The organism is Mycobacterium hubeiense, from assembly GCF_002838065.1.
Classification (GTDB): Bacteria; Actinomycetota; Actinomycetes; order Mycobacteriales; family Mycobacteriaceae; genus Mycobacterium; species Mycobacterium hubeiense.
Genome location: NZ_PIZU01000025.1, coordinates 1 through 26,094 on the forward strand (window position 1 = coordinate 1; position 26,094 = coordinate 26,094).

At 64.8% G+C, this 26,094-nt stretch carries 24 protein-coding genes and 1 pseudogene; 16 read left to right on the forward strand and 9 right to left on the reverse strand.

The features are described 5' to 3' along the window. Positions 1-73: 73 nt before the first annotated feature. The 5 genes and pseudogenes from CWS39_RS18450 to CWS39_RS18470 form a co-directional block, all read right to left on the reverse strand. The gene (locus tag CWS39_RS18450; protein ID WP_102144384.1) at positions 74-1,030 is read right to left on the reverse strand and encodes an SDR family NAD(P)-dependent oxidoreductase; all 957 of its coding nucleotides are present in this window, start codon (positions 1,028-1,030) and stop codon (positions 74-76) included. Next, positions 1,027-2,594 (reverse strand): annotated as a pseudogene (locus tag CWS39_RS18455) (flavin-containing monooxygenase). Before CWS39_RS18455 ends, CWS39_RS18450 begins: the two are co-directional and overlap by 4 nt. Positions 2,595-2,618: 24 nt before the next feature. Next, the gene (locus CWS39_RS18460; RefSeq protein ID WP_102144385.1) at positions 2,619-3,512 is read right to left on the reverse strand and encodes a metal-dependent hydrolase; all 894 of its coding nucleotides are present in this window, start codon (positions 3,510-3,512) and stop codon (positions 2,619-2,621) included. 24 nt (positions 3,513-3,536) lie between these two features. Further along, the gene (locus CWS39_RS18465; protein WP_102144386.1) at positions 3,537-4,400 is read right to left on the reverse strand and encodes a metal-dependent hydrolase; all 864 of its coding nucleotides are present in this window, start codon (positions 4,398-4,400) and stop codon (positions 3,537-3,539) included. A gap of 173 nt (positions 4,401-4,573) precedes the next feature. Beyond that, positions 4,574-5,281: a TetR/AcrR family transcriptional regulator gene (locus CWS39_RS18470; RefSeq protein WP_102144387.1), complete on the reverse strand. Its 708-nt coding sequence runs from the start codon at positions 5,279-5,281 to the stop codon at positions 4,574-4,576. Between the two features lie 126 nt (positions 5,282-5,407). Here CWS39_RS18470 and CWS39_RS18475 point away from each other — a divergent pair, with 126 nt between their 5' ends. From CWS39_RS18475 to CWS39_RS18485, 3 genes are read left to right on the forward strand one after another with little or no spacing between them, the layout of a single operon-like run. After that, positions 5,408-6,952 (forward strand): flavin-containing monooxygenase, encoded by a 1,545-nt coding sequence (locus CWS39_RS18475; protein WP_102144388.1) that lies wholly within the window; start codon positions 5,408-5,410, stop codon positions 6,950-6,952. Further along, the gene (locus tag CWS39_RS18480; protein ID WP_102144389.1) at positions 6,949-7,809 is read left to right on the forward strand and encodes an SDR family NAD(P)-dependent oxidoreductase; all 861 of its coding nucleotides are present in this window, start codon (positions 6,949-6,951) and stop codon (positions 7,807-7,809) included. The genes CWS39_RS18475 and CWS39_RS18480 overlap by 4 nt, the downstream gene beginning before the upstream one ends. 53 nt (positions 7,810-7,862) lie before the next feature. Next, positions 7,863-9,341 carry a flavin-containing monooxygenase gene (locus CWS39_RS18485; RefSeq protein ID WP_102144452.1) on the forward strand — a complete coding sequence of 493 codons (1,479 nt, stop codon included), beginning with the start codon at positions 7,863-7,865 and terminating at the stop codon, positions 9,339-9,341. Between the two features lie 12 nt (positions 9,342-9,353). Here CWS39_RS18485 and CWS39_RS18490 read toward each other — a convergent pair whose 3' ends face one another. Continuing rightward, positions 9,354-10,748 (reverse strand): ABC1 kinase family protein, encoded by a 1,395-nt coding sequence (locus CWS39_RS18490; protein WP_102144390.1) that lies wholly within the window; start codon positions 10,746-10,748, stop codon positions 9,354-9,356. Positions 10,749-10,903: 155 nt separating this feature from the next. Between CWS39_RS18490 and CWS39_RS18495 the strand changes: the two genes are divergently transcribed. The 5 genes from CWS39_RS18495 (at position 10,904) to CWS39_RS18515 (ending at position 14,002) form a co-directional block, all read left to right on the forward strand. After that, positions 10,904-11,620, forward strand: coding sequence for a TetR/AcrR family transcriptional regulator (locus CWS39_RS18495; protein WP_158240371.1), 717 nt, complete (start codon positions 10,904-10,906; stop codon positions 11,618-11,620). 26 nt (positions 11,621-11,646) lie between these two features. Further along, positions 11,647-12,237 carry a TetR/AcrR family transcriptional regulator gene (locus CWS39_RS18500; RefSeq protein WP_158240372.1) on the forward strand — a complete coding sequence of 197 codons (591 nt, stop codon included), beginning with the start codon at positions 11,647-11,649 and terminating at the stop codon, positions 12,235-12,237. Positions 12,238-12,400: 163 nt separating this feature from the next. Beyond that, positions 12,401-13,291, forward strand: a complete 891-nt coding sequence (locus tag CWS39_RS18505; RefSeq protein ID WP_102144393.1) for an alpha/beta hydrolase — start codon at positions 12,401-12,403, stop codon at positions 13,289-13,291. A gap of 39 nt (positions 13,292-13,330) precedes the next feature. Continuing rightward, positions 13,331-13,690, forward strand: a complete 360-nt coding sequence (locus CWS39_RS18510; protein WP_102144394.1) for a hypothetical protein — start codon at positions 13,331-13,333, stop codon at positions 13,688-13,690. A 15-nt stretch (positions 13,691-13,705) separates the two neighbouring features. Beyond that, positions 13,706-14,002 (forward strand): CocE/NonD family hydrolase, encoded by a 297-nt coding sequence (locus tag CWS39_RS18515; protein WP_102144395.1) that lies wholly within the window; start codon positions 13,706-13,708, stop codon positions 14,000-14,002. Positions 14,003-14,138: 136 nt separating this feature from the next. Here the strand turns inward: CWS39_RS18515 and CWS39_RS18520 are convergent, their stop codons facing one another. From CWS39_RS18520 to CWS39_RS18530, 3 genes are read right to left on the reverse strand one after another with little or no spacing between them, the layout of a single operon-like run. Beyond that, on the reverse strand, positions 14,139-15,014 hold the full coding sequence (locus CWS39_RS18520) for an oxidoreductase (RefSeq protein WP_102144396.1): 876 nt from the start codon (positions 15,012-15,014) through the stop codon (positions 14,139-14,141). A 5-nt stretch (positions 15,015-15,019) separates the two neighbouring features. Then, the gene (locus CWS39_RS18525) at positions 15,020-15,775 is read right to left on the reverse strand and encodes a class I SAM-dependent methyltransferase (protein WP_102144397.1); all 756 of its coding nucleotides are present in this window, start codon (positions 15,773-15,775) and stop codon (positions 15,020-15,022) included. Between the two features lie 2 nt (positions 15,776-15,777). Next, complete coding sequence (locus CWS39_RS18530) at positions 15,778-16,701, reverse strand: class I SAM-dependent methyltransferase (protein WP_233213566.1); 924 nt, start codon at positions 16,699-16,701, stop codon at positions 15,778-15,780. A gap of 406 nt (positions 16,702-17,107) precedes the next feature. Here CWS39_RS18530 and CWS39_RS18535 point away from each other — a divergent pair, with 406 nt between their 5' ends. From CWS39_RS18535 to CWS39_RS18570, 8 genes are all read left to right on the forward strand, one after another. After that, positions 17,108-17,974 carry an MlaE family ABC transporter permease gene (locus CWS39_RS18535; protein WP_233213567.1) on the forward strand — a complete coding sequence of 289 codons (867 nt, stop codon included), beginning with the start codon at positions 17,108-17,110 and terminating at the stop codon, positions 17,972-17,974. Positions 17,975-17,977: 3 nt separating this feature from the next. Continuing rightward, complete coding sequence (locus CWS39_RS18540; protein ID WP_102144399.1) at positions 17,978-18,838, forward strand: ABC transporter permease; 861 nt, start codon at positions 17,978-17,980, stop codon at positions 18,836-18,838. A 105-nt stretch (positions 18,839-18,943) separates the two neighbouring features. After that, the gene (locus CWS39_RS30170; protein WP_158240373.1) at positions 18,944-20,368 is read left to right on the forward strand and encodes an MlaD family protein; all 1,425 of its coding nucleotides are present in this window, start codon (positions 18,944-18,946) and stop codon (positions 20,366-20,368) included. After that, entirely contained in the window at positions 20,365-21,432 is a 1,068-nt protein-coding gene (locus CWS39_RS18550; protein ID WP_431306146.1) for an MlaD family protein, read from the forward strand. The genes CWS39_RS30170 and CWS39_RS18550 overlap by 4 nt, the downstream gene beginning before the upstream one ends. Then, positions 21,423-22,463, forward strand: a complete 1,041-nt coding sequence (locus CWS39_RS18555; protein WP_233213568.1) for an MCE family protein — start codon at positions 21,423-21,425, stop codon at positions 22,461-22,463. The genes CWS39_RS18550 and CWS39_RS18555 overlap by 10 nt, the downstream gene beginning before the upstream one ends. After that, on the forward strand, positions 22,460-23,578 hold the full coding sequence (locus CWS39_RS18560) for an MCE family protein (RefSeq protein ID WP_102144401.1): 1,119 nt from the start codon (positions 22,460-22,462) through the stop codon (positions 23,576-23,578). Before CWS39_RS18555 ends, CWS39_RS18560 begins: the two co-directional genes overlap by 4 nt. Further along, positions 23,575-24,822: an MlaD family protein gene (locus CWS39_RS18565; RefSeq protein WP_199178188.1), complete on the forward strand. Its 1,248-nt coding sequence runs from the start codon at positions 23,575-23,577 to the stop codon at positions 24,820-24,822. The genes CWS39_RS18560 and CWS39_RS18565 overlap by 4 nt, the downstream gene beginning before the upstream one ends. Continuing rightward, complete coding sequence (locus CWS39_RS18570) at positions 24,819-26,090, forward strand: MlaD family protein (protein ID WP_102144455.1); 1,272 nt, start codon at positions 24,819-24,821, stop codon at positions 26,088-26,090. The genes CWS39_RS18565 and CWS39_RS18570 overlap by 4 nt, the downstream gene beginning before the upstream one ends. Positions 26,091-26,094 lie beyond the last annotated feature (4 nt).

The window sequence follows — 26,094 nt, forward strand, 5'->3', positions numbered from 1 at the left end:
GCGTCCCCGAAAGACAAGGGAAGCTACGCCCAAATCGCAAGCACGCGTCGGGCACATTTCCAGCCATCGCGCTCTACTCGTGGACTCTGGCGGCAGGCACCGCGGACTCTGGCAATTTGGCAGGCGGCGGAGTGGAATCCAGGTAATGCCCGAAACGCTCGAGCAGTCGAGCACCGGCCTTCTCCAAGAACTCCACCGAAAATGGTTGGGCCATCCGCCGATTGACACCCGGCGCAATGCGCAGCATGAAGTAGCCCAGCCACGCCTCGGTGCGCACGGGCACGACGGCCAGGTCGAACCGCACCGCGCGAGTGACGGCGCGCGCCACCAGGTTCGGGCTCATCGGCGCGAACGGCAACTGCTCGGCGAACTCCTGAAGTCTGCGCTGGACCTGCAAGCCACGGTCGAGGAGCTCCTGATCGACGCCGACCGTGACCGCGTGCTCGCCGATGTTGGTGTTGATCACCCCGGGGCAGATCGCACTCACGCCAATTCCCTTGGGGCCCAGCTCAAGGCGCAGACATTCGGTCAGCATCTTCACCCCGGCCTTGGACACCGAATACGGCGCCATCACCGGTGTCGGCGTGAACGCCGCCGCCGACGCGATATTGACAATATGCCCGCCGCCCCGCTCGACCATCTGCGCACCGAACACCCGGCAGCCGTGCACCACACCCATCAGGTTCACACTCAGCTGGTGCTCCCAGTCCGCGGGGCTCAGCTCCAGGAAGGGCCCGCCCACCACCATTCCGGCGTTGTTGACCAGCACATCGGTGAAGCCGTGGTCAGCGAGCACGTTACGGGCAAACGCCTCCCAATCGTCGGGATCGGTGACGTCGAGGCGTGCCGCCGATGCCCGGTGCCCGTAGCCGCGGATCATCGCCGTGGTGGCCTTGGCGGCATCGAGGTCGATATCGGAGACGACGACGTGCGCGCCCTGCTTGGCGAACCGGATGGCCGTGGCTCGGCCGATACCGCTGCCGGCGCCGGTTACCACCACCAACCGCGGTTGAAGTCTGTTGAGCTTCACGCGTTCTCCTTCACACCCACGACCGACGACTCGGACGGCAACGCGTCCGGGGCGCTATAGCGATAGACATTCAAATCGTAATGACGGTTGTGCCAGTACATTTCGCCGTGCGTGGACGGCCGGAACGGGGAATCGCCGTGATGATCCAGATAGTAGGTGTTCGACCCCGCGCAAGTATCGGTGAACAAGAAGTTGCGCTCCTGGCGCTTCAGGCACTTCTGGAAATACTCGTCATGGGCTTCCTGACGGATCTCACACACCGTCGCGCCCAGACGCTTTGCCTCGGCGATGGCGCGAGAAAGATGCGCCGACGTCGCCTCGATCATCCACAGGTAGGAGCCCAGCACGAATCCGTACGGACCGGTGATGGTGAACATGTTCGGGAATCTGGGCACTGAAACACCCTGGTACGACTGGAATCTCTGCTCATCCCAGAACGTGCCGAGGTCCAGCCCGTCGCGTCCGATGACGGGGAACGGCGGCACCGCTCCTTTGTCCCACAGCTTGAAGCCCGTCGCGCAGATCAGCACGTCCACCTTGTGCTCGACGCCGTCGACCGTACGCACACCGTCGGGCGTGATGCACTCGATCGTTTCGGTGACCAGGCTGACGTCGTCGCGGTTGAACGTTTTCAGGTACTCGTTCGACATCGACGGACGCTTGCAGCCGAGCCCGTACCGCGGAATCAGCTTCTCCCGGGTCACCGGATCCTTGACCTGGCTTCCCTCCAGGCGCGGGTGGGCACCTCGGCCGCCTGTCGGCTGAGGTTCATCAGCCACGACGGGCCGGTCAGCATGCCGCTCATCCCGACCTCGGTGGCGACGGTTCCGATCAACCGGACGGCGGAGCGAATGTGCTTGCGCTCCATGACCCACCGGCTGAGGCCGGTGATCTCCATGTCGAATTTCGGGAACACCCAGATCGGTGTCCGCTGAAAGACGGTGAGGTGCTCGACCTCGTCGACGATGGCCGGCACCAACTGTAAGGACGTCGCGCCGGTGCCGATCACCGCCACACGTTTCCCGGCCAGCGCGACGTCGTGGTCCCACAGAGCGGTGTGCATGAGCGTGCCAGCGAAATCGTCGAGGCCCGCAATGTCGGGCATCTTCGGCCGCTCCAACCCGCCGACCGCCATCACCGCGAACCGGGCCGTGACTTCCTCATTGCCATCAGTTGTCAACCGCCACAGGCTGTTATGCTCATCGAACACCGCCGAGGTGATGGTGGTGTTCAGACGCAGCTTCTCACGTAGCGAGTACTTGTCCACCATGTCGTCGGCATAGTCCCGAAGCTCTTCGCCCGGGGCGAACACCCTTGACCAATCGCCTCGTTGTTCGTAGGAGAAGCTGTAGATGAACGACGGAATGTCCACCGCGACGCCCGGGTAGGTGTTGGCGTGCCAGGTGCCCCCTACCCGATCCCATTTGTCGACGATCACGAAGTCGTGAATGCCTCTGCGCTGCAGGGCGATACCTGCGCCGATTCCACCGAACCCGGCCCCGACGATGATCACCTCGTGGTCGGGTGTCACTCTCTCGGCGGTCGGCGCTTCTTCGATATCGATGCTCGTGGTCAATGGATTCCCCCGCTACTTCAGATGGCCGACGAGCGCGCCCTGCGTACCGAACAATTCCTTGCGCCACTTGTCCAGCAGCGCTGTGGTGTCGACGTCATCGGGATGGAACCCCGGTTTCATGTAGACGCGCAGATCGCGCATCAATCCTTTGACCAAGGGCCCGCGGAAGATTCCGTAGGTCTGGCGCAGTACCTTGAACGGCCGCCATCCGCGGGGATCGGTGGCAATCGACACCATGACGACGACCGTCACGAGCGGCAGCGTGAGCACGTACATGATTCCCATCACGCCGATGCGGATCCATTCCGGCCTGCCGACATGGCGGTACACGTCGAACGCGACGGACTTGTGCTCAAGCTCCTCCATCGCGTGCCAGTTGAGCAGATTCCATACCTCGGGATCGCCTGGGATGGCCTGCATCTCGTCGAGGAATAGGCGCTCGGCCAGCGTCGCCGTGTAGTGTTCGGCCGCCGCGGTGAACGCCAGGTGGACCTTCGCCGGGACCATGTTCTCGATGCGCATCAACGCCCGTTGCCGTCGGCTGTCGTGGTCGAACATGAAGAAGCGCACCAGCGGAAAGCCCATATCGATCAGCTTCTCGTTGAGGTGGCGGTGCTCCTGGCCGTGCACGGACTCCTGACCGATGAACCCGGCCACCCGCTTCTTCAGCACCGGATCGGTGATCTGGTCGGCGAATTTGCGCACCGACCGGATGAACGACTCCTCGCCTGGCGGAAAGGCTCCCGACAGTATCGCGACGAGGTGGGTCAAGGGGATGTTTCCCTCGACGAAGTGCCGGTTCATCGGCGTGGGCTCGCCGAACCGGAACCGGATTCGCCGCACCTTCGGGTATGTGCTCGGAGATGCCTCGCCGTTGCGGGCGGCGACCGCCTGTTGAGCAACCATGGCTCGTCTCCTTTGATCTATCGGCTATTTCAGGTGGTCGACCAGGGCGCCGTCGGCGCCGAAAAGCTCGGCCTGCCAACGTTCGAGGAGCGCCGAGGTGTCGATGTCGTCGGGATGAAATCCGGGGCGCAGGTACTTTGCGAGTTCGGGCATCAGACCCTTGAACAGCGGACCGGTGAACAGCCGGTATGCCTCGCGAGCCAGCCGCACCGGTTGACGCCGGGCCTGCGGGTCACGCGCCACCGACACCGCCAATGCGGACAGCGTGAACGGGAATGTGAGCGCAATCATCGTCGCCATCACCGCAATTCGGCGGGCCTCCGAACCGCCCGTCGCGCGGTAGACATCGAAGGCGACTGATTTGTGCTCCAACTCTTCGAGCGCATGCCAGTTCAGCAGGTTCCACACTTCCGGCTCACCCGGGATCGCCTGCACCTCATCGCTGGATAGCACCCGCTGCGCCAGGACGGCCGTGTAATGCTCGGCGGCCGCGGTCATGGCCAAGTGCGTGTGGTCTTTGATTCTCTGCTCAAATCGCTTTTGTGCCTGGATGACTGAGTCACGATCGAACCATTCGATGCCGTAGCCCATGTCGATGAGCCGCTCGTTAAGCCGGCGGTGTTCTTGCCCGTGCATGGATTCCTGCCCGATGAATCCGGCCACCCGCTTCTTCAACACCGGGTCGGTGATCTGATCGGCGAATCGACGCACCGAGCGGATGAACGCTTCCTCGCCGGGCGGAAAGCCGCCCGACAGTCCGGCGACGAAGTGGCTGAACACCATGTCGTCGTTGACGAAGTACTTCCCGGACGAGTCGTTCTCACCGAACTGGAAGCGGATCCGCCTGGTCTTCGGATACCTGGACTTGACTGCCACGTTGCTCGCCATGCCCGCGCCCTTTCTCGAACACTCAGTAGCTAGTACTGTGGGTATCGAGTACTGTACGTCCGCCGCCAGACAGGCACAAGGGATTGGCGAAATTGGCAAGCCGACGGTGGGACTCAGGGACGCAATGGCTTTGGGTCGAGGATTGTGGCCAAATAGTGGCTCGAATCCTCTACCTAATCGATGTCGTCAGCCGATAACAGCTGTTCGTCGGGGTCGAGGACGACGCCACGCGACGCGGCGGCCGCCGAGAACCCGCCCCAGATGAATGTGGTCAATTCCTCGACAAGCGCGTCCTTGTCGATGGTCGGGTTGTTCAGCCAACGCAGCACGCCAAGGCCAACCGCGCCGAGCTCCGCGTCGATCACGTACCCGAGTTCGTCGTCCCGGCCCCCGCGCGCACGCAGCACGGCCCCGACGACTTCGGCGATGGCGTCCGACAGCGGCCGGCCACTGTCGATCAACGAGCTGGGCGAACGGCCTTCGGTGAAATGCGAATTCACCAGGAAGCGAAAGATGTTGGGCCGCTCGTCGACGAGATCGATATAGGCGATCAGGGCCGAGCGGACGAAGTCCAGCGCGGTGCCGGTCAGGTCGAACTGAGGCATCACCCGCTCGATGACCATCTCCTGTACCCGCTCGCCGACCGCAGCGAACAGCGCGTCTTTGTCGTCGAAGAACCGGTACAGCTTGGGCCGCGGTATCTGTGCGGTCCTGACCACGTCATCGATGGACAGATCCGGGCCGTACTCGTCGATGGCGCGCAGTGTCGACTCGATGAGTTCCGCCCGCACTGCGGCGCGATGCTCGCGCCAGCGGTCGACCCGGGCGTCTCCCGTCAGTTCCGGCAGGCGCCCACGACCTGTAGATACGCCCGTCGACACGAGGCAATGCTAATCCACCACGCCAGTTGCCGTGGTCACGCCGCTTTCGGCGCCGACATCTTGACAGAATGACATATCAGTCTGATTATTTGTGGGCGTCTTGTCTACCGCTTCCCGGGGGGTTCAATGCATCCGTCGCCCGACTACAACGTCGCCATCATCGGCGCCGGCCCGGGCGGCATCGCCGCCGGAGCCCGGCTCAAACAGGCCGGGAACGACGACTTCGTCATCCTGGAACGGGCGAGCGAGCTGGGCGGCAGCTGGCGCGACAACGATTACCCCGGCATCGGGGTCGACGTGCCGTGCTTCACCTACCAGTACTCATTTGCCAAGAACCGCAACTGGTCTCGAATGTTTCCGCTCGGCGCCGAGGTCAAGGAGTACCACATTGGCGTCGCCCGTCAGCACGGGCTCTTCCCGCACATCCGGTTCGGCGTCGACGTCGTCAAGGAAGTGTGGCACAACGGCGCTCAGCTGTGGCGGCTGTACACGGCCTCCGGCGAGACGATCACGGCTCGGTTCGTCATCAGCGCGATCGGTGCGTTCATCAACCCGAAAATCGATCCGGGCATCCCGGGGTTCGAGTCGTTCCGCGGCAAGGTGCTCCGTCCGACCGCGTGGGACCACAGTTATGACCTGACCGGCAAGCGCGTCGGCGTCATCGGCACCGGTGCCAGTTCGGTGCAGATCACCCCGTCCATCGCTCCCCGCGTGGCCACTCTCACGGTGTTCCAGCGGACGCCGGTGTGGTGCCTACCCAAGCCCGACTTCCGCATCGGCCCGGCTCTGCGCCCGCTCGTCGGATCCCCAACCACCCAAACGGTTTTGCATGCCACGGCGCTGGGATTGGTCGAGATGCTGACCAGGATGCTGGTGTACACGCCGCCACGGCTGGCCAATGCCGCGATGGTCGTCATGGACGGCGGAGCGCGGGCGTTGTATCGGGGGTACCTGCGCGCCGTCGTCCGTGATTCGCATGCCCGACGCGCCCTGCTTCCCCGCTACGGCGTACTGGGCAAGCGGCCGACGTTGTCCAACAGTTTCCTGCAGGCGTTCAATCGCGACAACGTCGACCTCGTGGACGCCGCCGTCACCGAGATCACCCCCGACGGCGTCCGCACGGCTGACGGGCGGACCATCGAACTCGATGCGTTGGTGCTGGCCGTGGGCTACGAGTTGTTCTCCGATCCCGAGACGTACCGCCGCGGAGCGGTGGTGGGCGCCAACGGGTTTGACCTCGGCGCGTTTTACGCCGAGAACCGACTGCAGGCCTACGAGAGTGTCGCCGTGCACGGGCTGCCGAACCGGTGGATGCTGGTCGGACCGTACTCCTGGACCGGCACCGGCTGGCACTTCATGGTCGAGTCGTCGGCGCAACACGCCGTCCGCGCCATCACCGAGGCCAACCGTCGTGGCGTGGGCGTGGTGGAAATCTCCGCGAGCGCACAGCGCGACTACCACCGCAAGATCCGCCACCAAGGCCGAAACATCCAGCACTACTTCAATGTTCGCAATCGGGGGCTGCGGACGTACTACGTCAACTCCCAAGGTGATATGCCGTATATCCGGCCCACCACCGCGATCCAATCCCGGCGCGCCGCAGCGTCGTACCCGTTCGACGACTACGAGTGGCATCCCGCCGTCGCGTCGGCGCTCGGGGAGGCGGGATGACACGCGCGTATCCGGAGATCCCGCTGACCGGCGCGGTGGTCGCCGTCACCGGCGCCGCCCGCGGGATTGGGTTGGCTACCGCACAGCGGTTCGCCAAGCGCGGTGCCCGGGTGGCAATCGGTGACCTCGACGGGGCGGCGGCTACAGACGCTGCGGGCGCCATCGGGCCGCAAGCACGTGGCTACCAGGTCAACGTCACCGAGCGTGACAGCTTCGAAGAGTTCGTCGACGCGGCGGAGCGCGACCTGGGAGCCGTCGACGTGCTGGTCAACAACGCCGGCATCATGCCGATCGGCCCGTTTCTCGACGAGCGCGAGGAGGTCAGCGCAACGACCTTCGACGTCAACGTCTTTGCCCACATGCACGCCGCGCGTATTCTCGCGCCGCGGATGATCCGCCGTGGCCGCGGCCACATCGTCAACGTCACCTCCGCGGCGGGGCGGCTGCACTCCCCCGGGTTAGCCACCTACACCGCGTCGAAACACGCCGCGCTCGCCTTCAGTCGCAGCCTTCGCGAGGAGATCCGTCCGCACGGCGTCTCGGTCACCGCAGTGCTGCCCTCGGCGGTCAACACCCAACTGGTCGATGGAATCCCGTTGGGCTTCATCCGGTTCGGCGTTATCCCCCCGTCGATGGTGGCGCGGCGCATCGTCGCCACGGTGCGCAGCCGTCCACCACTGGCCGGCGCGCCGATCGGGATGACGCCGCTGCTCGCCGCGGCGAACCTGGTCCCGGAACGGCTGTGGCTGTTGGGCCGTCGCATCGTCAACGCCGACCGCACGATGGGGCCGATCGACCGCGACGCCCGCGCCCAGTACGACGCGCGCATCGACGCCAACCTGCGAGCTGCCCCGTGACCGTCACCGAAGCACGAGCCGACGTCACGACCACCGCCCGGCGTCAGCCCGATATGCTCGTCGCCATCATCGGCGGCGGCATCGGGGGCCTCGGCGCGGCAATTCAACTGCGGCGGAACGGTTATACCGCGTTCACCATCTTCGAACGCGCCGACGACATCGGCGGCACGTGGCACACTAACCGCTATCCCGATGTCGCCGTTGACATTCCCGGCATCGTCTATCAATTCTCGTTCGAGAAGAACCCGTCCTGGTCGCGGACCTTCCCCAAGGGGTCCGAGGTGCAGAGCTACATCGCGCATCTCGCCGACAAGTACCGGCTACGCGAGCACCTACGACTGCGCACCGAAGTGATGCGCCGGGAATGGGATGAGGACAACCACTACTGGATTCTGACGCTCAGCGACGGCACGACGGTGACCGCGCGGTTCGTCATCACCGCGCTCGGCGCTTTCGTCGAACCGCGAGTGCCGGACATCCCCGGGCTGGAGGATTTCTCCGGGCGGGTGATCCAGACCCAGGCGTGGGATGACGACGCCGATCTGACCGGCAAGCGGGTGGCCGTGATCGGCACCGGCGCGACGGCGGTGCAGGTTGTCCCGCAGCTGGCTCGGACCGCCGCGCAGCTCGACGTCTATCAGCGGCGGGCGATCTGGGTGTTCGCCAAACCGGACTTCGCGATCCCCAGACCCGTACAGGTGGCGTTCAAGTATCTGCCGTTCCTGCAGAGCGCGATCCGCGGTGTCGTAGCCGGCTTCGTCGAGCTCGGCCTGGTCGGAATCACCGTGTACGGCAAGCAGATCGCCCCACTGGCGAAGATCCCGGAGTGGGGCTGCCGCGCCTACCTCTTCACGCAGGTTCGCGATCGCGAGCTGCGCCGCAGACTCACGCCCGACTACGGCTTCGGCTGCAAACGCCCCAGCGTGTCCAACGTCTACTACCGCACCTTCACCGAAGAGAACGTCTCGCTGATCACCGAGGCGATCGAATGCATCACCCCGACTGGAATCCGAACCCGCGACGGCCGGCACCGCGAGATCGACACGCTGGTGCTGGCGACCGGATTCGAGATGTCCAACAGCCCGATCGTCTATCAGCGCCGTCCCGTCAAGGGCCGCAACGGCTTCGATCTCGCCGCTTTCTACGAGACGCAACGCGCCGCGGCGTACGAAGGGGTTTCGATGCCCGGTCTGCCGAACACGTTCATGATTTTCGGTCCGTATTCGTGGTCGGGTAGTTCGTGGCATGTCATGGTGGAGAATGCGTCCCGGCATGCGCTGCGGGTTATCGACGAGGCCCTGCGCCGCGGTGCCACGGCGGTGGAAATCTCGACAGCAGCCAACGACCGATTCCATCAGTTCGTCAGCAAGCGAGGCTCCGAGACGCTCATGCACGGGGCCGCGTGCGTCGGCTCCAACAGCTATTACCTGGACCGCAACGGCGACTTCTCGTTCTTACGCCCCACCACCGCCTACCAGTCCACGCGGGCGTCGAAGACCTTCGATCTCGACGACTACATCTACGAGAAGTAGAGTCTGCTCGCGCTACGACGCCTTGCGCCGCGAACGCCACTGTGCCTCGGCAACCCCGAGCGGGGTGGCCGGTGGCGTGTCGTAAATCCATTCGGAGGCAATGCGATACCAGTTACCACCCGCTCCAATGTGGCTGATTGTGCCGAATACGAGAAAGTCAAGGCGTCGCGAGAACAGATGCTCCGGCGGTAGGCGCTCGCTGCGCATCGACTGGAACGAGCGCGTCGCGGGGCTCACCACACCCAGCATCGCCGAGCTGACGTCGATCGGCTCGACGACGACATACTCGTCGACGAAATTCCAGCCGGCCGCGTCAAGCGTGTACTGCAGGCACTGCTCGGCGGTGACACTCGAATTCGGCCTGACCACACCGGCTTCCATCAACAGCTCGCGCAACCCTTCGCCGTCTGCGGCGCTGCACAACTGCGCGGCCCGTCGCTCCATGGCGACGGCTTCCGGCGACATCTGTTTGTAGAGACCGAAATCCAGGAAGGCAACCCGTCGGTCGGGCATGTACACGAAGTTTCCCGGATGAGCGTCGCCATTGAATTCGCAGTCCTGAAACAGTGATCCGATGTAGAAGCGGTAGATGATCTCACCGACGCGGTCGCGCTCCTCGGAAGGCAACTGCGCGACCTGCTGCGCGTTCATCCCCTCGACGAATTCGGTGGTGAGCACCGAGTCCGAGCACAGCTCCTCGACCGGGGCCGGCACATGGATGAAGGGGTGATCATGAAACCGCTCCGCGAGGCGGGCCTGATTGGCGCATTCCTGGCGGTAATCCAGTTCGCTGGAAAGCCCGTCGGTGATCTCCTCGAGAAAGTCCTGGGCGGCGACGGTCGGCACCGTCGACTTCCACATCCGCAGGAACAACGCCAGGTTCTTCAGATCCGCGCGGACGGCCGAGCGCACACCCGGGTACTGGATCTTCACCGCGACATCGCGACCGTCGTGAGTGCGGGCACGATAGACCTGACCGATCGACGCCGCGGCGAATGCATCGGTGTCGAACGAGGCGAACAATTTGTCGACGGGCCCGAGCTCGGATTCGATCACCGGACGGACGGTTTCGAACGGCATGGCGTCGATCGAAGCCTGCAGCCGGGAGAGCTGACGACGAAACGCTTCCTGAGACCGCTCGTCGACGATGCCCAGGTCGATGACCGACAGCATCTGGCCGATTTTCATTGCGGCACCGCGCATTTGACCCAAAACGGCCGCGAAATCGCGTGCCATCCGTTGATCTGCCTGGTTGAGCAACTGCTCCCGTCGAGTCTCCGACACGGCGATCGTGCCCGCCTTGACGATGACCCGCCGCAGCGTCTGCTTGGCGGCAAGCTTGCCCAGTGCGGCGCCGCGACTCACCCGCGACGTGGCGATCGAAGAACCTTCGCCGGCGGTGGTCATCGTCGTACCCTTATCACCGAGTGCGGTGTACCCATCGTGTTATATTAGATTAGGTGCCTGACGGATCAGTCGGCTAATTCTGGGAGTGTTCCTCTAGCCCTGCATCGAGTTTGCAACATCGCCCGGTTCAGCCGCCCGGTACAGATGAGGTCACGGTGACGCCCAGTTCAGACCACGGCGGCGCTGTCGCCGATGCCGCAGCCGTCGCCACCGATGCTCCACGTCGCGGTCGCGGCCGTCCCCCGACCCCGGGACTGGAAGAGCGCCGCCGGGCACAGATCATCGAATCCGCGGTGGCGGTGTTCGTCGAACGCGGCTACCACGCCACAACGATGGCCGACATCGCCGCCGATGCCGGCATCGGGCAGGGCACCCTCTATCGCTACGTGCCGAGTAAGCGGGAACTGCTCGATCTGGTCTTCGACTATTCCGTCGAGGAACTGATGGGCGTCGTGCATCCGGTGCTGCACCCCGACAAACCGCTGAAGTCGCCCGCCGACATGATCGCCCGTATCGATGCCGCGCTCGACGCGTTGACCGACACCTTCGACCGCCGCCCCGAACTGCTTTCGTTGGTGCTGGTGGAAGCCGGCGCCATCGACGAGGAACTCAAAATGCGGATGCTCGGCTTGGAGGCCACCGTGGCGCGCATGGCGGTTCGGCTGTGCGAGGACGCGCAGGATGCCGGGTTCCTTCGCCCGGGAGTCGATCCCGAGGTCTTTGGCCATTTCGCGACGAAAATGTTGCTGCCGCCGGGATTGCAGGAGGTCCTCGGACGCGCCACCGCAGAGACTCGTGCCCGGTACCGCGGCGCCATCATCGACCTTGCCGAGCATGCCCTGCTCGCCCCGGAGTGGCAGGGCAAGCGATGAGCCCACGCACGATCAAGGACCGTCGAATGCAGCTGACCCAAGCCGCCTTCGACGTCTTCACCAGCCGCGGTTACCGCAACAGCTCGGTTGCCGACATCACCAGCGCCGCCGGGCTCAGCCACGGATCCTTTTACAACTACTTCGCCAACAAGCGCGAGATCCTGGACGCCACAATCGATTTCGGGCTTGAGTCGTTGGGACCCCAACTACTGCCGTCGGACGAACCGGCCGACAACCTCGAGGACTTCCTGGAGGCCATGGCGGCTCCGCTGCGCGCGCTGCACGAGTTCTCGCTGACCAACGATCGGCTGATGTCGCTGATCGTGTTCGACGCCGCAGCCATCGACGAAGCGCTGACCGCGCGCGTCGTCGAGATCTTCGACTCGTTCGCGAAGACCTCGCAACAGCACATCGACCACGGCGTGGCGGCGGGCTATCTGCGGCCCGGCATCGACACCCGGGTGATCGGCGAGTGCCTGGTGGCACTGAGCCTGGTGGTGTTGCTGCCCGGACAGGGCGGCGCTCCCCTGCCCGGTGGTATCGACCACGTCATCGATCAGTTCACCGACTTCCTGCGCGCGGGCCTGGCCCTCAATCCCGCGGACGCCGATCTCTGACCGACAAAACCGTGACAGCGGGCCGCATCGCATGCTTCACTAGAGCGGATTGACAAGTCAGTCCGGTATTTAGGGGGGTATCGACGTGTCGCTCACTGCCGTTTCGGCCGAGCCCACATCCGAACGGGCATCCGCGGTGGTCCGATTTCCTGGACCAGGTGCAATGTCTCTGGTACTGGCCACGGCGCTGGCCGTCTTCGTACGCCCGGTCATCAGCGCGTTCGCGCGTTGGCCCCACGGACCGTGGCCCTTCGGAGCAGTCGACGCGATGGCGCGGTTGCTGCTGCGGCCACGACACACCTACCGCCGCGCCGTGCGGCTGCCAAACTGCCCCGCCGAGATGATCACACCGGTATCCGCCCGCCCCGGCGACGCAATCCTGTACCTGCATGGTGGCGGCTTCATCACCTGCGGGCTCAACACCCATCGCAGGCTGGCGGCCGATATCGCACGCGCGGCCGCGTCAACCGCGCTCGCCGTCTGCTACCGCCAACTGCGGAAGGCCAAGCTGGCCGAGGCGCTCGACGACGCGGTCGACGGGTACCGGGAACTTCTCGCCAGGGGGCACGCACCGGGCGACATCAGCATCGTCGGCGACTCGGCCGGCGGCTACCTGGCGCTGGCGACGGCACTCGCGGTCCAGCGCCTCGGCCTGGGCCGCCCCGGTGCGGTCGTGGTGATATCGCCGGTGACATCGGTGGATGCGGAGGCGCCGAGTCTCATCGACTTCGACGATCCGCTGCTCACCGCTCCCGCACTTCGCGCGATCTGGCGGATGCTCTCCGACGGCGGGCCGGACGCCGACCGTTACCTGCCGCTGAACGAGCTGGCCAACCTTCCGCCCACGCTGATCCAGGTCGGCACTCGCGAGGTCGTCTACCCGGGCAGCCTGGTTTTGGCCGGACAACTGGCGGTCGCCGGTGTGCCGCACCAGTTACAGATCTGGGAGGGGCAGTTCCATGTCTTCCAGGCGGCCGCGCCGGTGCTGGAGCCCGCTCGCCGTGCCGTGGCCGAAATCGGCACATTCCTGCAGGACAAGACATTTCATCACTGACAGTGCCGTCATCGATCACCACGATGAAGGATTCTTCTTGTGGGCAAACCGCTTTCGCCTGACCCGGTGCCACCGCTGGCGCCCGACACACGGTTCGACATCGGCCCGCAGCAATATCCAGCGATCCATCGCGATACCACGATTGCCATCCCGATGTCGGACGGCGTCGTGCTGTGCGCCGACCTGTTCCGGCCCGCACGCCATCCGGCGACGCCCGTGGCCGAACCGTTGCCCGTGGTCGTGAATTTCACCTCCTATAACAGGTTGGGCAATCGCTACGTTGCGCTGCTCGCTCGCACCGCAGAGCGCGCAGCACAACGGATCACGTCGTCGGACTGCCAGCGCTTCGGCGCCAGAGACCTGCTACATACTCCCGCCGGCGGGGCCCTCGACGTGTAGGCCACCAATCGCACGCTGGTTCCGCGCGGCTACGCGATATTGGTGGTCGACGTGCGGGGCACCGGATCATCCACCGGCACATGGGATTTCTTCAGCCCGCGCGAGCAGCAGGACTATCTTGAAACGCTCCGGTGGGTGGTCGTGTCGGCCAGCCAGAAGACCCGTAACCTGCAGCACCCACAGCCACGCGTCTCGCTGATCCTGCTACAGGCCACCCTCAACAAGGTCGACGGCAGGTGGCAGGTCTCCGATATCGGCCCGAAGACCGGAACGCAGGCGCCCGACGCCCGCGCGATACCGCCCGGTCCCTAGGCGCGGCGAGCCGGTCTTCGAGTGTGCGCTGACCGCATCCAGTGTGCGCTGACTGCGCGTTTTGTCGACGATCAACGCAGTGGCTTCACTCTCGGCGCGGTGTGTGCACACTCGCTGGCGTAGCGCCGAGCTGCACTCAGATCGCGTAGGTGACCCCGGTCATCTTCTCCGACTCCTCCCAGAGCCGACGCCACAGCTGCTGATTCTGCGACAGCCGGCTCGACGGCGACGGCTTCACCGGGCCGCGCGCCTGCATCAAACCGGTTGGGCCCCAGTAGATATTTGGATCGGCGTCGGGCATCGTCGCGGCGAACAACGTTGAGTGTGCGGCCAGCTCCGGCGGATGTCCCACCAGCCGTGCGCCGTGTTTGGCAAACAGGTCCAGGATCGTTTCGGTCCTGGTGAACAGGTCGGTGCCCGACACACCGGGATGCACCGCATACGATCGTTTGGCCGACCCGGCTGCAGTGAGCCGGCGCTGCAACTCACGGGCGAACATCAGATTGGCCAACTTTGACTGAGCGTACGCCAAATTCCTTTGGTAGCGCCGTTTCTCGTAGTTGAGGTCGTCGATCCACAACTTCGGCGTCTGTTTATGGGCAATGCTCGACAGGGTCACCACCCGATCGGCGATCTTGTCGAGCAGCAGACCGGTCAGCGCGAAGTGGCCGAGGTGGTTTACCCCGAACTGTGTCTCGAATCCGTCCTTTGTCCGGCTGAACGGGATGTTCATCAGCCCCGCGTTGTTGACGAGGACGTCGAACGGGCCTTGCCGCGCGGCGAATTCGCGGACCGAACTGAGGTCAGCCAGGTCCAGCTGCTCGACACGGACATCGCCGTCGATCCCGTCGGCGACCGACTGTGCCTTCTGCGCGTTTCGGCATGCCATCACCACGCTGGCACCCTTGTCCGCGAGGACGCGGGTGGTGATCTCGCCGAGCCCGCCGTTGGCACCCGTCACCACGAAGGTGCGGCCGCGTTGATCCGGGATCTGTTCTGGTCGCCATGCCATTGGCGCTACTCCTTGGTTGCTACGACGGTCTGCGACAGTCCGCCGATGTGCCGCTCGATCTGGGTGAAGCCGACGTCGCTGACCAACCCGGTCACCTCGTCGCGGCCGAACCATCGGATCCCACTGATGGTGTCCAATGCCGATGCTCGAATTCCTCGGGGCGCCAGGCTCGTCAGAATCACCAGTCTGCCACCCGGTTTCAGCACCCGGGCAAACTCGCTGATGGCCTGGGCGGGCTGGTTGATCAGGTACAACGCTGCCAGACAACTCACCGCATCGGCGACGCCGTCGGCGAACGGCAGATGCTCGGCGTCCCCGCGCAGATAAGCAGTGCAGGGGCCGCAGTTGTCCACAACGGCACGGCGCAGCATCGCATGCGAGGCGTCCACGCCGACCGCAAGCCCGTCTGGCGCTACCTGCGAACCGAACCAACCGGTGAAATTGCCTGGACCGCAGCCGACATCGAGGACGACGGAATCTGCGCCGAGGCCGAGCCACGCTGCCACTTGTGTCCGGTCCTGGTCTCGGCCCGGCGCTTGCCGGCCGCTCACCAGCTTGCGTGCGATGGGACGACCGATCTGGTAACCCGTTGAATAAATCCTCGAGCGCATGAGGCGCTGGACGATGCTGTGCACGGGCGGATCGCTGTCGCCGAGCACGTCGTAATAGCCGTGGTTCGTCGCGTCGACCCGGGGGTACCGATCCGGATCGAGCAGCTTGAGGGTTCGTGCCGTTGCGGTTTCGCGGGTGGTGTCTGCCATTATCACGCCTTCTGTGCCATTGCCACGATGTAATCGGTGTTGAGTGCGGTGAGCTGAAACCCCAATGGAGTGAACGTATATCGCAGAACCGGATTGACATGACGCATGTCTGGGTCGCGGAGTCGGGTGCGCAAGAACCTGCCGAGAGGCGGGTAAACGTCGTCGCTGATACAACGGGTGAGTGCGTGCGCAAATCCGACGTCGAGCAGTAGGTCGCGGTAGCCGATGAGGTCCACGGCCTGGCGCACCGCTCTCGCCGAGGCCTGACGCCAACCGCGCCGCGAAACCTCCGCGCGGGCAAGCGCATTGAGAGGTGTCCGCTTCGGAACGATGTCAGCGGTAACCAATCGGCCGCCTGGTTTGAGCACCCGCAGCGCCTCTGCGAAGAAGTCCACCCGGGAGGGGAAGTGAAAGGCGGATTCCAGTGCCAGCACCTTGGTGCAGGATGCGTCCTCTTGCGGCAGTGCGGTGGCCGACGCCTGCACGTAGTCGATCCTCTTCCCCAAGCCCGCCTCTTTGACGCGGCGGGTGGCGATCTCGATCTGTTCGGAGGCTAGGTTCACTCCGGTGATGTGCTTGGGGCCAAACTCCTTGGCCCACAAAATGTCTTGGTCCCCGTAGCCGGGTCCGCAGTCCACGACGATGTCCGACTTGTTCAACTCCGCGGTGCGGGCGACCAGGCGCGCCAGGTCGCGACTGGCCTCGTCCAGAGTGACGGGATCGTTGGCCCAGTAGCCCAAGTTGATGAACAGCGATTCCTCGCCGAACAGGTTCTGCGGGCCGATAATGTCGTATATCTGCCCGGTCTTCGGCTGGTCGGAGGGCGATACCGCGACGCGAACCATCCGAATCCACTCGTCGGCCCAGCGACGCAGGCGGTCGCCCGTGGTTTCGTCGTCAACGTGCCGCGGAATGGTGACCTCCACCGCTCCCCCGTCCCACGCGCTGCTGTCCAGCGCGACCCAGCTTAGTTGAACACATAGTATCCGGTACCACAAGTACCGCATAGCGACGGGAGCAAGAGAAATGGCGACATCGACATCTGGCCGGACGCCCAGCGGATTGCGATCTAGCCATTCCCGTGATTTGCCGCACAGATTAGCCGCATCGGCGCTAAGTTAACGACTATTCAGTGGTTGTGACGAGGCACTATCTTGACGTAAGAGTGTGACCGGTGGCACACTCAATCAACTTGTTGGTGGGGGATTGATACGTCAGTCCAGATATTGGACGCGGCGTGCAGTCGAGGAATTTGTGGTAGCTGGGGGTTTGGCATTTGAGTCCGTTGGTCGCGCGCGCCGTGGGGGCTGAGCCCGACTCGAAAGCGGGTCGTTGACCGTCACCGACGGCTCGCGGCCCTCCGTCGACGAGCAATCGGCAGTCGAGGAGATCGGCGATTGGGGCCGGCGGTACGTCAGAAACCATCCGCTGGAGTCGCTGCAAACCGTCGGCGCCCAGATGGTGCTCGGCATCCGAGCGATCCAGTACTTGTTCATCGATCTGTTCACCGGTCGCTTCAGGGTCGGGGAGTTCATCCAGCAGGCCGCCTTCATGGCCGGAACAGCGTTTCTCCCAACAGTTCTCGTGACCATTCCGATCTGCGTCACATTGGCGATCCAGTTCAGCCTGCTGGCCGGGCAAGTCGGCGCGACCTCGCTGTCCGGCGCGGCGACCGGCCTAGTGGTCATCCGACAAGGCGCGCCACTGGTGGCCGCGATGCTGCTCGCCATGGCCGTGGGTTCCGCCGTGACCGCCGACCTGGGCGCGCGGACGATGCGCGAAGAAATCGCGGCACTGGAGGTCATGGGCATTTCCCCGGTGCGGCGGATGGTGGTTCCCCGGCTCGCCGCGCTGATCCTGATCGCGATCCTGTTGACCGGGATCACCACCTTCGTCGGGTACATCGCCAGCTACCTGTTCAACGTGTACCTACAGGACACCACCCCTGGTTCGTTCATCTCCACCTTCTCGTCCTTCGCCACCGTCGGCGACCTGACGCTGGCGCTGGTCAAAGCGGTCATCTACGGGACGATCGTGGCGATCGTTAGCTGTCAAAAAGGGCTGGATACCCGCGGCGGTCCCGCCGGGGTGGCCAACTCGGTGAATGCGGCGGTCGTGGAATCGATGCTGCTGCTGATGATCGTCAACGTCGTGCTCAGCCAGCTCTACATCATCGTCTTCCCACGGCAGACCCTCTGACTCATGGCAACACCTACCAGGTATCCGATCCGCGGCCTCGACCCGGCCATCCGGGCTGCCGGCGCGGCGAGCAAGGTGGTGTCGAAGGCCGGCCACATCATCTACTTCTTCGGGCGGATCCTGACCTCCGTTCCGACCATGTTCCTCAAGTTCCGGCGCGAGATGATGCGGGTGCTGGCCGATCTCTCCTGGGGTAACGGGTCGATCGTTGTCGGCGGCGGCACCGTGGGCGTCGCGGTGGTGCTGGGCGTGACCGCGGGCGCACTGGTCGCCATCGAAGGCACCAACGCGCTGGACTTGCTGGGACTCGGCCCGGCAACTGGCCTGGTCTCCTCATTCGCGGTTACCCGCGAACTCGCGCCGATCATGATCTCCCTGGCGTTCATCGCCCAGGCGGGATGTCGTTTCACCGCGCAATTGGGCGCGATGCGGATCAACGACGAAATCGACGCGATGGAGGTGTTGGGCATCAACTCCATCGCCTACCTGGTGACCACCCGGGTAGTGGCGTCCACCATCGCGGTCATCCCGCTGTTTCTGGTCACCCTCGCGGTCGCCTTCCTGTCCAGCCAGCTGGTCAGCGTGTTCGCCGCCGGACAGTCCGCGGGGTCGTATCTGCACTACTTCGGGTTGGGTGTCGCCGCGCGCGATGTGGTGTTCGCGACGCTGAAAGCGGTCGTCTTCACCTTCATCGCCTCGACACTGCAGTGCTACTACGGGTTCGTCGCCTCCGGCGGTCCGGCTGGTGTGGGTGCGGCCGCAGGGCGGGCGATGCGGGCGAGTGTCACCGTCGTGATGGTCATGAACATGTTGATGACCATGGCGCTGTGGGGCGTCGAGTCCGGGGCGAGGTTTGGGGGGTAGCGATGCCAAACTCATTCGACTTCGACCCGCGAAGCCCCTCCAACCGCCTACTTTTCGTGGTGGGTACGTGCTTCCTGGTGATCGCGGCCCTCATGGCGGTGTTGAATGGTCGCCAAATCCGAAGGCAGATTCGACAAGCTGGTGAAGGTCGACGTCCATCTGGTCAACATCGGCGACGGGCTACCGGAACGCTCGGATGTGAGGTTCCACGGTCTCATCGTCGGGTCGGTGCGAGATGTGATCCCCGCCGAAATCGGACGGCCCAACATCGTCAAAGTCGATCTCAAACCAGAGCAAGCCGCCAACATCCCCAATACCGTTACCGCGCGGGTGATTCCGAGCAACGTGTTCGCGGTGTCATCGGTGCAGTTGGTGGACAACGGGCCCGGTACCGGGTCGTTGCGCAACGGCTCGGTGGTGCCTGAGGACACCAGTCTGCCCACCGTGCTGTTCCAGAACGTGTTGGCCAAGCTCCGCGCGCTACTCAAGGACCTGGGACGCAAGCCCGACGACAACACCGTCGGCGTGATAGCCGCCATCGGCGAGGCAACCGAGGGTCGCGGCGACGAACTGACCGACTCCGGGCGTCAGCTGAATGAGATTATGACTCAGCTGAATACGGTGGTCAGCCTCGACGACGCCGGCCCGACCACGCTCTCGGCGCTGACCGCTGCGACGGAAGGTCTGCGCGACACGTCCCCCGAACTCTTCAATGCGCTCGACAATGCGGTCCGGCCGATGCGGACCATCGCCGAAAAACGTTCGCAGCTCACGAATTTCCTGTCGGCGGGACTCGGGACAGCCGGCACGCTCGGCGATGCCTTCGACCACGAGACGGACCGGTTGATCACCATCAGCACCGCGTTCACCCCACCGCTCGGTGTAATCGCCGATCACGCAGGCGATTTCCACGGCATCTCCACCCGGATGCAGACGCTCGCCAATAGGTTCTACGACGAGGTGTGGGATCCGGAGAAGAAGCAACTCGTCGCCAAGACAGTGATCGGGTTGACGCCTAGCCGTACCTACGTACGCGCAGACTGCCCCCGCTACGGCGCGCTGGAGGGTCCCAGTTGCAAGACAGCGCCGGAAGTGCCGACCGCTCCCGATCTGTTTCCGGCGTTGGGCTCCAAGGGATTCGAGCCCACACCGGGACTGTCGGAGAATCGCCCCAACGTGACCCCGCCGCGGCACTCGATGCCCGGGATGCCGCAGGGACCCCCTCTCCCCGGCCCACCACCGGGTCTCGCGCCGCCGCCTGCGGTGGACTACGAGGCCCCGCCACCGCCCCCACCCCCGCCGCCAGCCGCCCCACCGCCTCCCCCGCCTCTGCCTGCCGAATCCGCTGCAGTGCAACCGCAGTCCGCGATCATCGGCGGAAACGTCGGCCCGGTCGGTAGCCGCCACGAAAAAGAGCAACTCAGCCGCATTGTGGGTGGCCCGGCCAGCGCGGCCACCGAGCTGCTGTTGGGACCGTTGGCGCGCGGCGCGACCGTTCACATCGCACCTGACCCAGGAGGCGGCCAGTGAGGATGTATCGCAAGGCGCTCATCGGATTGGCCATCTTCATGGTCTTTGCCGTCACCGTCACCTGGATGGTGTTCGCCACCCTGCAGCGCAACATCGCGGGTCCGACGAACACGTATTCGGCGATCTTCACCGACGCGTCGGGGCTGAAGGCTGGAGACGACGTCCGGGTCGCCGGGGTACGGGTCGGCCGCGTGGACAAGATCGAACTCGAAGGCACTCTGGCCGAGGTCACGTTCCGGGTGCAACGGTCACAACAGCTGTACACCAACACCATTGCGTCGGTGACTTACCAGAACATCATCGGACAGCGATACCTCGGGCTGTCGGAGGGGCCGGACGGCGATCAGAGGCTGCTGCCCAATCACGCTCAGATACCCAAGGAGCGGACCAATCCGTCGTTCGACATCTCCTACATGCTCAACGGGTTTGAACCGCTGTTCACCCAGTTGGATCCGCAGCAGGTCGACAACATCACGAACGCACTCGTCCAAGCGTTTCAAGGAGATTCGGGTTCGATCCTGGCGTTGACGACCCAGGCGTCGGTGTTGGCGGAAACGTTGGCGGGGCCCGACGAGGTCCTCGGCGACCTGATCGGCAACCTGAACGAGCTGATGATCAGCCTTGCCGCGCAAAACGACAACCTGCAGACGATGATCCGCCAGGCCCGGGGTGTGATGGCCGACCTGGCGAGCCGTCGAGAGGCTCTTGTCGCGTCGGCGGGATCGATCAACTCCACGGTTGCCCGCTTGGCGACGATCGTCGACAACGTCACCCCGGATGCGCAGGAGTTCATCGCCCGGCAACCCGGCCTGCTCGGCTACGGCGTGAATGAGGGCCGGGAGCGGTTCGCCTATATGGGGGCCAACCTTCCGCACCTGCTCAAGTCCCTGGCACGCATCAGCCAGGACGGCAGTTACATCAACGCCTACGTGTGCGACGTCGACTTCGCCTTCTGGCGCGGCCTGTTCCACTGGTTCCGGGCCTTCATCGCCTCGGCGACCCCGGGCGACGGCGTCACCCCGGGTTACCTCAACAAGGTCAAACACTCCCCGATATGCAGGTAGCCACCATGTTCGAGCGTTTCAAGCGCCCACTGGAGTCATACAACAAGATGTGGCTCGGGACGATCGCGATTGTCGCCATCGCTGCGGTCCTCGGCGTCGTCGTCTTGTTCAGCACAACGAATGTGGGCAAAGCCCGCTACCACGCCGAGTTCGCTCAGGCCGCACAGATCGAAGCGGGTAACCAGGTCACCGTCGCCGGTATCCAGGTGGGCACCGTCGACGACGTGAAACTCGCCGGCGATCACGTCGTGGTCTCGTTCAACGTCGAAAAAGACGTGCACGTGGGCAGCGACAGCCGGGCGGCGATCAAACTGACCACGATTCTGGGCAGCCGCTATCTGGAGTTGTCGCCCGCCGGCGACGGACGCCTCGAGGATCAGACGATTCCGTTGGCCAACACCGAGGTCCCCTACGACCTGCAGAAGACCCTCGCCGGCGCGACAAGCACATTCGAACCGCTCGACGCCGAACGCGTCGTCGACTCGGTGAAAACGATGACCCAGAGCCTGCAGGGGGTGCCCGAAGCGCTGCCGGAAGCGCTGGACAACCTCCAATCGCTGGCCACCATCATGTCGGATCGGCGCGACCAGCTCGGCACCCTGCTGACCAACGCCGACGCGCTGCTGGCGATGCTGCGTGACCAGAAAGCCGATCTCGGAGTGCTCGTGCTGCAGGGCCGCGACCTACTGGGCGAGATCGCCACCCGGCGCGCCGCGGTCCAGCAGCTCCTCGACAGCGCCACCACGCTGGTGGACCGGGCCAACACGATTCTGGGCGACGAGCCTGCGCTCAATCAGCTGCTCGCCGACGCGCGCGAGTTCACCCGCATGATGGCCGAGCATGACGCGCTGATACGCAACATCTTGCAGTCGGCGCCCCCGGCCCTGCGCAACCTCGCCAACGCCACCGGCAGCGGCAACGCGATCACGGTCAACTTCCCGGCCGGTCCTTTTGTCGACTCGTGGATGTGTGCGCTCAGCGGGCGGGCCAAGCAATTCAACCTCGTCGAGTACTTCAAGGACTGCGAATGAGCCGACAGGTCAAGGTGATTGCCGTGGCACTGGCTGCCGCGGTTGCACTGGCGGTGGTGGGAGTGCTCGCGCTGAAGCCACGAGTGCTTCCGGAGCAGATCACGGTAACCGCACACTTCGAGGACGCCGTCGGACTCTATGAAGGCAACGGGGTTTCGGTGCTCGGCATGTCGGTGGGGAAAGTGACCAGCATCGTCTCCAAGGGCAGCTATGTGGAAGTGAAACTCGCGATCGACAAGGACGTCGACATCCCGGCAGACGTGCAAGCCGTGACCTTGTCGAAGTCGCTTCTGACCGACCGCCACGTCGAGCTCACACCGCCCTATCAAGGCGGCGCGAAGCTGAAGAACGGCGACGTGCTGGGCCTGGGCCGCACCCGCACACCGGTCGAGTTCGACCGGACCCTCTCGATGATCGACAGGCTGGGCAGCGCCCTGCGTGGCGACGAGCAAGGCGGCGGTCCGCTGGGGGATCTGGTCAACCTCGGCGCCGAGATCACGACCGGCAACGGACCCGACATCAAGGCAACGCTGGACAAGCTGTCGCAGGCGCTGCGCGTGGGCTCCGACAAGGGCGCCCGCAGCAAGGAAAACATCCAGCAGATCGTCACCAGCCTCTCCGAACTCACCCAGGCGGCCGTCGACAACGACGCCGCCATCCGCGAATTCGGGTCCTATCTGCGGCAACTCAGCGACATCCTCGCCGCCGAAGACCTCGGCACCGGCAGCACCGGCGCGAAGGTCAATCAGATTCTCGATGAGGCGTCCCGACTTCTGCAGGGCAACCGCGAGGGGCTGAAAGAAACACTCGCCGACACCCGATCCATCACCACCACGATCACCGATTACCGCCGGGATCTGGCGGAAACCCTCGACGTCGCGCCGCTGACAATCGACAACCTCTACAACATCATCGACCCCGTCGCCGGCAGCGCTCGTGCGCATGTGGTGACCGACAAGGTCATCTTCAACAGTCAGTTCGGCAAGGAAATCTGCAATCTCATGGGCCTCAAACAGCTGGGATGCGCCACCGGAACGCTGCAAGACTATGGCCCGGATTTCGGCCTGACCTCGGTGCTCGACCTGATGGCCAACGGGATCGGCGGTAGGCCATGAACCGCGTAAAGCGTCTTCTGCGCTGCGCCCTGGCGGCCGGCTTGGCCACCCTGTTGACGGGTTGCGCCGTCGGCCTGGAGCGCCTGCCGCTGCCGGCCCCGGTCGCCGGCGGCGAAAGTTACACGCTGACAGCGGTTTTCTCCAACGCGCTGAATCTGCCGGCCAACGCCAAGGTGAGGCTGTACGGCGCCGACATCGGCGAAGTCGAGTCGGTCGAAGCGAAGGACTTCACCGCGCATGTGCACATGCGGGTCGCCAGCGATGCGCCACTGTATGCGGGCGCCACCTCCGAACTGCGGTCGGCAACACTGCTGGGGGATGTCTTCGTTCAGATCAAACCCGACCCGAACCAGGCCCCGGACGCGCCGCGGCTGCGCGACGGTGACACCATCCCGCTGACATCCACCGCCGCCGCCCCGACCGTGGAAGAACTGCTCAACTCGATGGCGATGCTGGTCAACGGAGGCACGGTCGGTCACCTGGTGAAGACGCTCAACGGCGCGGGTCGGGCACTCGGCGGCCGTGGCGAGAAGGTCAACGCGCTGCTGCAGCAGACCCGAACTCTGTTGTCCCGCATGACCGCGCGGTCGGCGCAGCTGAACGAGGCCTTACATCGCACGTCCGAGATGTCGGCGGCGATGGCCGCGCGCCGGGGCACGCTCGACCAAGCGCTCAGCGCCGGCGCGCCGGCCGTGGCGGTTATCGCCGACAACGCCAACCGGATCGCCGACCTGACCGATGAGGTGGCACGGATCACCCGCCAACTCTCCCGTTTCCCGTCCATCCAGGGCACCGACACGCGCAGCCTGACCGCCGATCTCAACAATCTCGCGGGGGTGTTCAACGACATCGCCATCGACCCCAACCTGAGACTGCACGCGTTCAACCGGCTGATCGGCATCGTGATGAACAGCACCAACTCGACATCGATCCATGGCACCGGCGATATCAGAAAGCTTGCGCTGGTCCCCTGGCCCGACAAGAACTACCCCGGCGATCCCGGCTTCCATTGGTCGGATGGGACCGACTGGCATCTGATGATCGGCAGCCTGCGATACGAGTGGAACCTGTTGTTGGACAGGATCTATGGGGCGCAGCGATGGAACCCGGCGGCGCCGCCCCCGCCACCGCCTGGGGCGCCTGCACCACCGACGCCGGCTGCGCCGCCGGAGTCGCCCGCACCACCGCAACCGCCATTGCCGGCGGAATCGCCCGCACCGCCAGCACCGGAGGCGCCGCGATGACGGCGTCGCGCAACCCGGTGGAGTGGGCGGCCCGACTGGTCGTCGACGCGGTGAAGGCGGTCGCCAGCCGCCGGCTCCTGGTGTCAGCCGTCGCTCTGGCCCTCGCGCTGGTGGTGGCATTCGCCTACATCGCGATCGGTGGCCTGAGGATCAACCCGGCACGCAAGACGATCGCGGTGCGGGTGCTTCTACCGGAGTCGGGTGGGCTGCTGCCAAACCAAGATGTCACCCTACGGGGAATCCCGGTCGGCCGCGTCCGATCGGTCACCGTGACCCAGGATGGAGTGGAGGCAGTTGCCTCCATCAATGCCGACGCGCCGATTCCGAAGGACAGCCCCGTGCGTGTCTCGGGTCTCTCGGCGGCCGGTGAGCAGTACCTTGACTTTCGCCCGGAGCACGCCAACGGCCCGTATTTGTCCGACGGGACGGTGATCGGTGAAGGCCAGGCGACGATCCCGGTGACGCTGCCGCGGATCATCGACGACAGCCGCGGTGCGCTGGCTCAGCTAGACGAGAAGAAGCTGACTGCTCTCTTCAGTGAGGTGCGCGTCAGCCGCGAGGGTCCCGAGAAGCTGGCGGGCCTCTTCGACGGCGTGATCTTCTTGTCCTCCACGCTGCACGGCGTGCTCCCCGAAACCGTGAACCTGGTGCAGGACATGCAGAGCGTGGCCACCACGCTGTCTGACGTCAACGCGGGTCTGCGGCAGACGTCGGTGAACCTGCAAAACGTGCTGGGCGGTGTGAACAAAATGGACGGCGGGTTTCGCACCCTCGTGGACCGCGGCCAGGGCCAGCTCGCCGATGTCGACAATTTCATCGCCGACAACCGCGAAAACATGGTGCAGCTGCTGGGGAATCTGACCACGCTCGGTCAGTTGCTCTATCTGCGCACACCGGCGCTGCAGGCGTTGTGGAATCCCGAGCACGAGTCGCTGATCGACCGGCTGAACACGACCATCCGCGACGGCGGCATCTGGCTGATCGGTGACATCTACCCGAAGTACCGGTGCGACTACAACATTCCGCGGCTCCCACCGGCGCAAGCGGACTTCCCCGAGCCCTACCTCTACACCTATTGCGACAACCCCGACCCCTCGGTGCTGATCCGCGGTGCCCGCAACGCGCCCCGGCCCCCCGGCGACGACACCGCAGGCCCGCCGCCCGGACACGACCCCAACGCGAAGACCGACCCAACTCCCAACTACCCGCCGTACACGCTGCCCACCGAGTATGGGGGACCCCAGCTGCCGGCATGGGTACCGGAGTGACCAC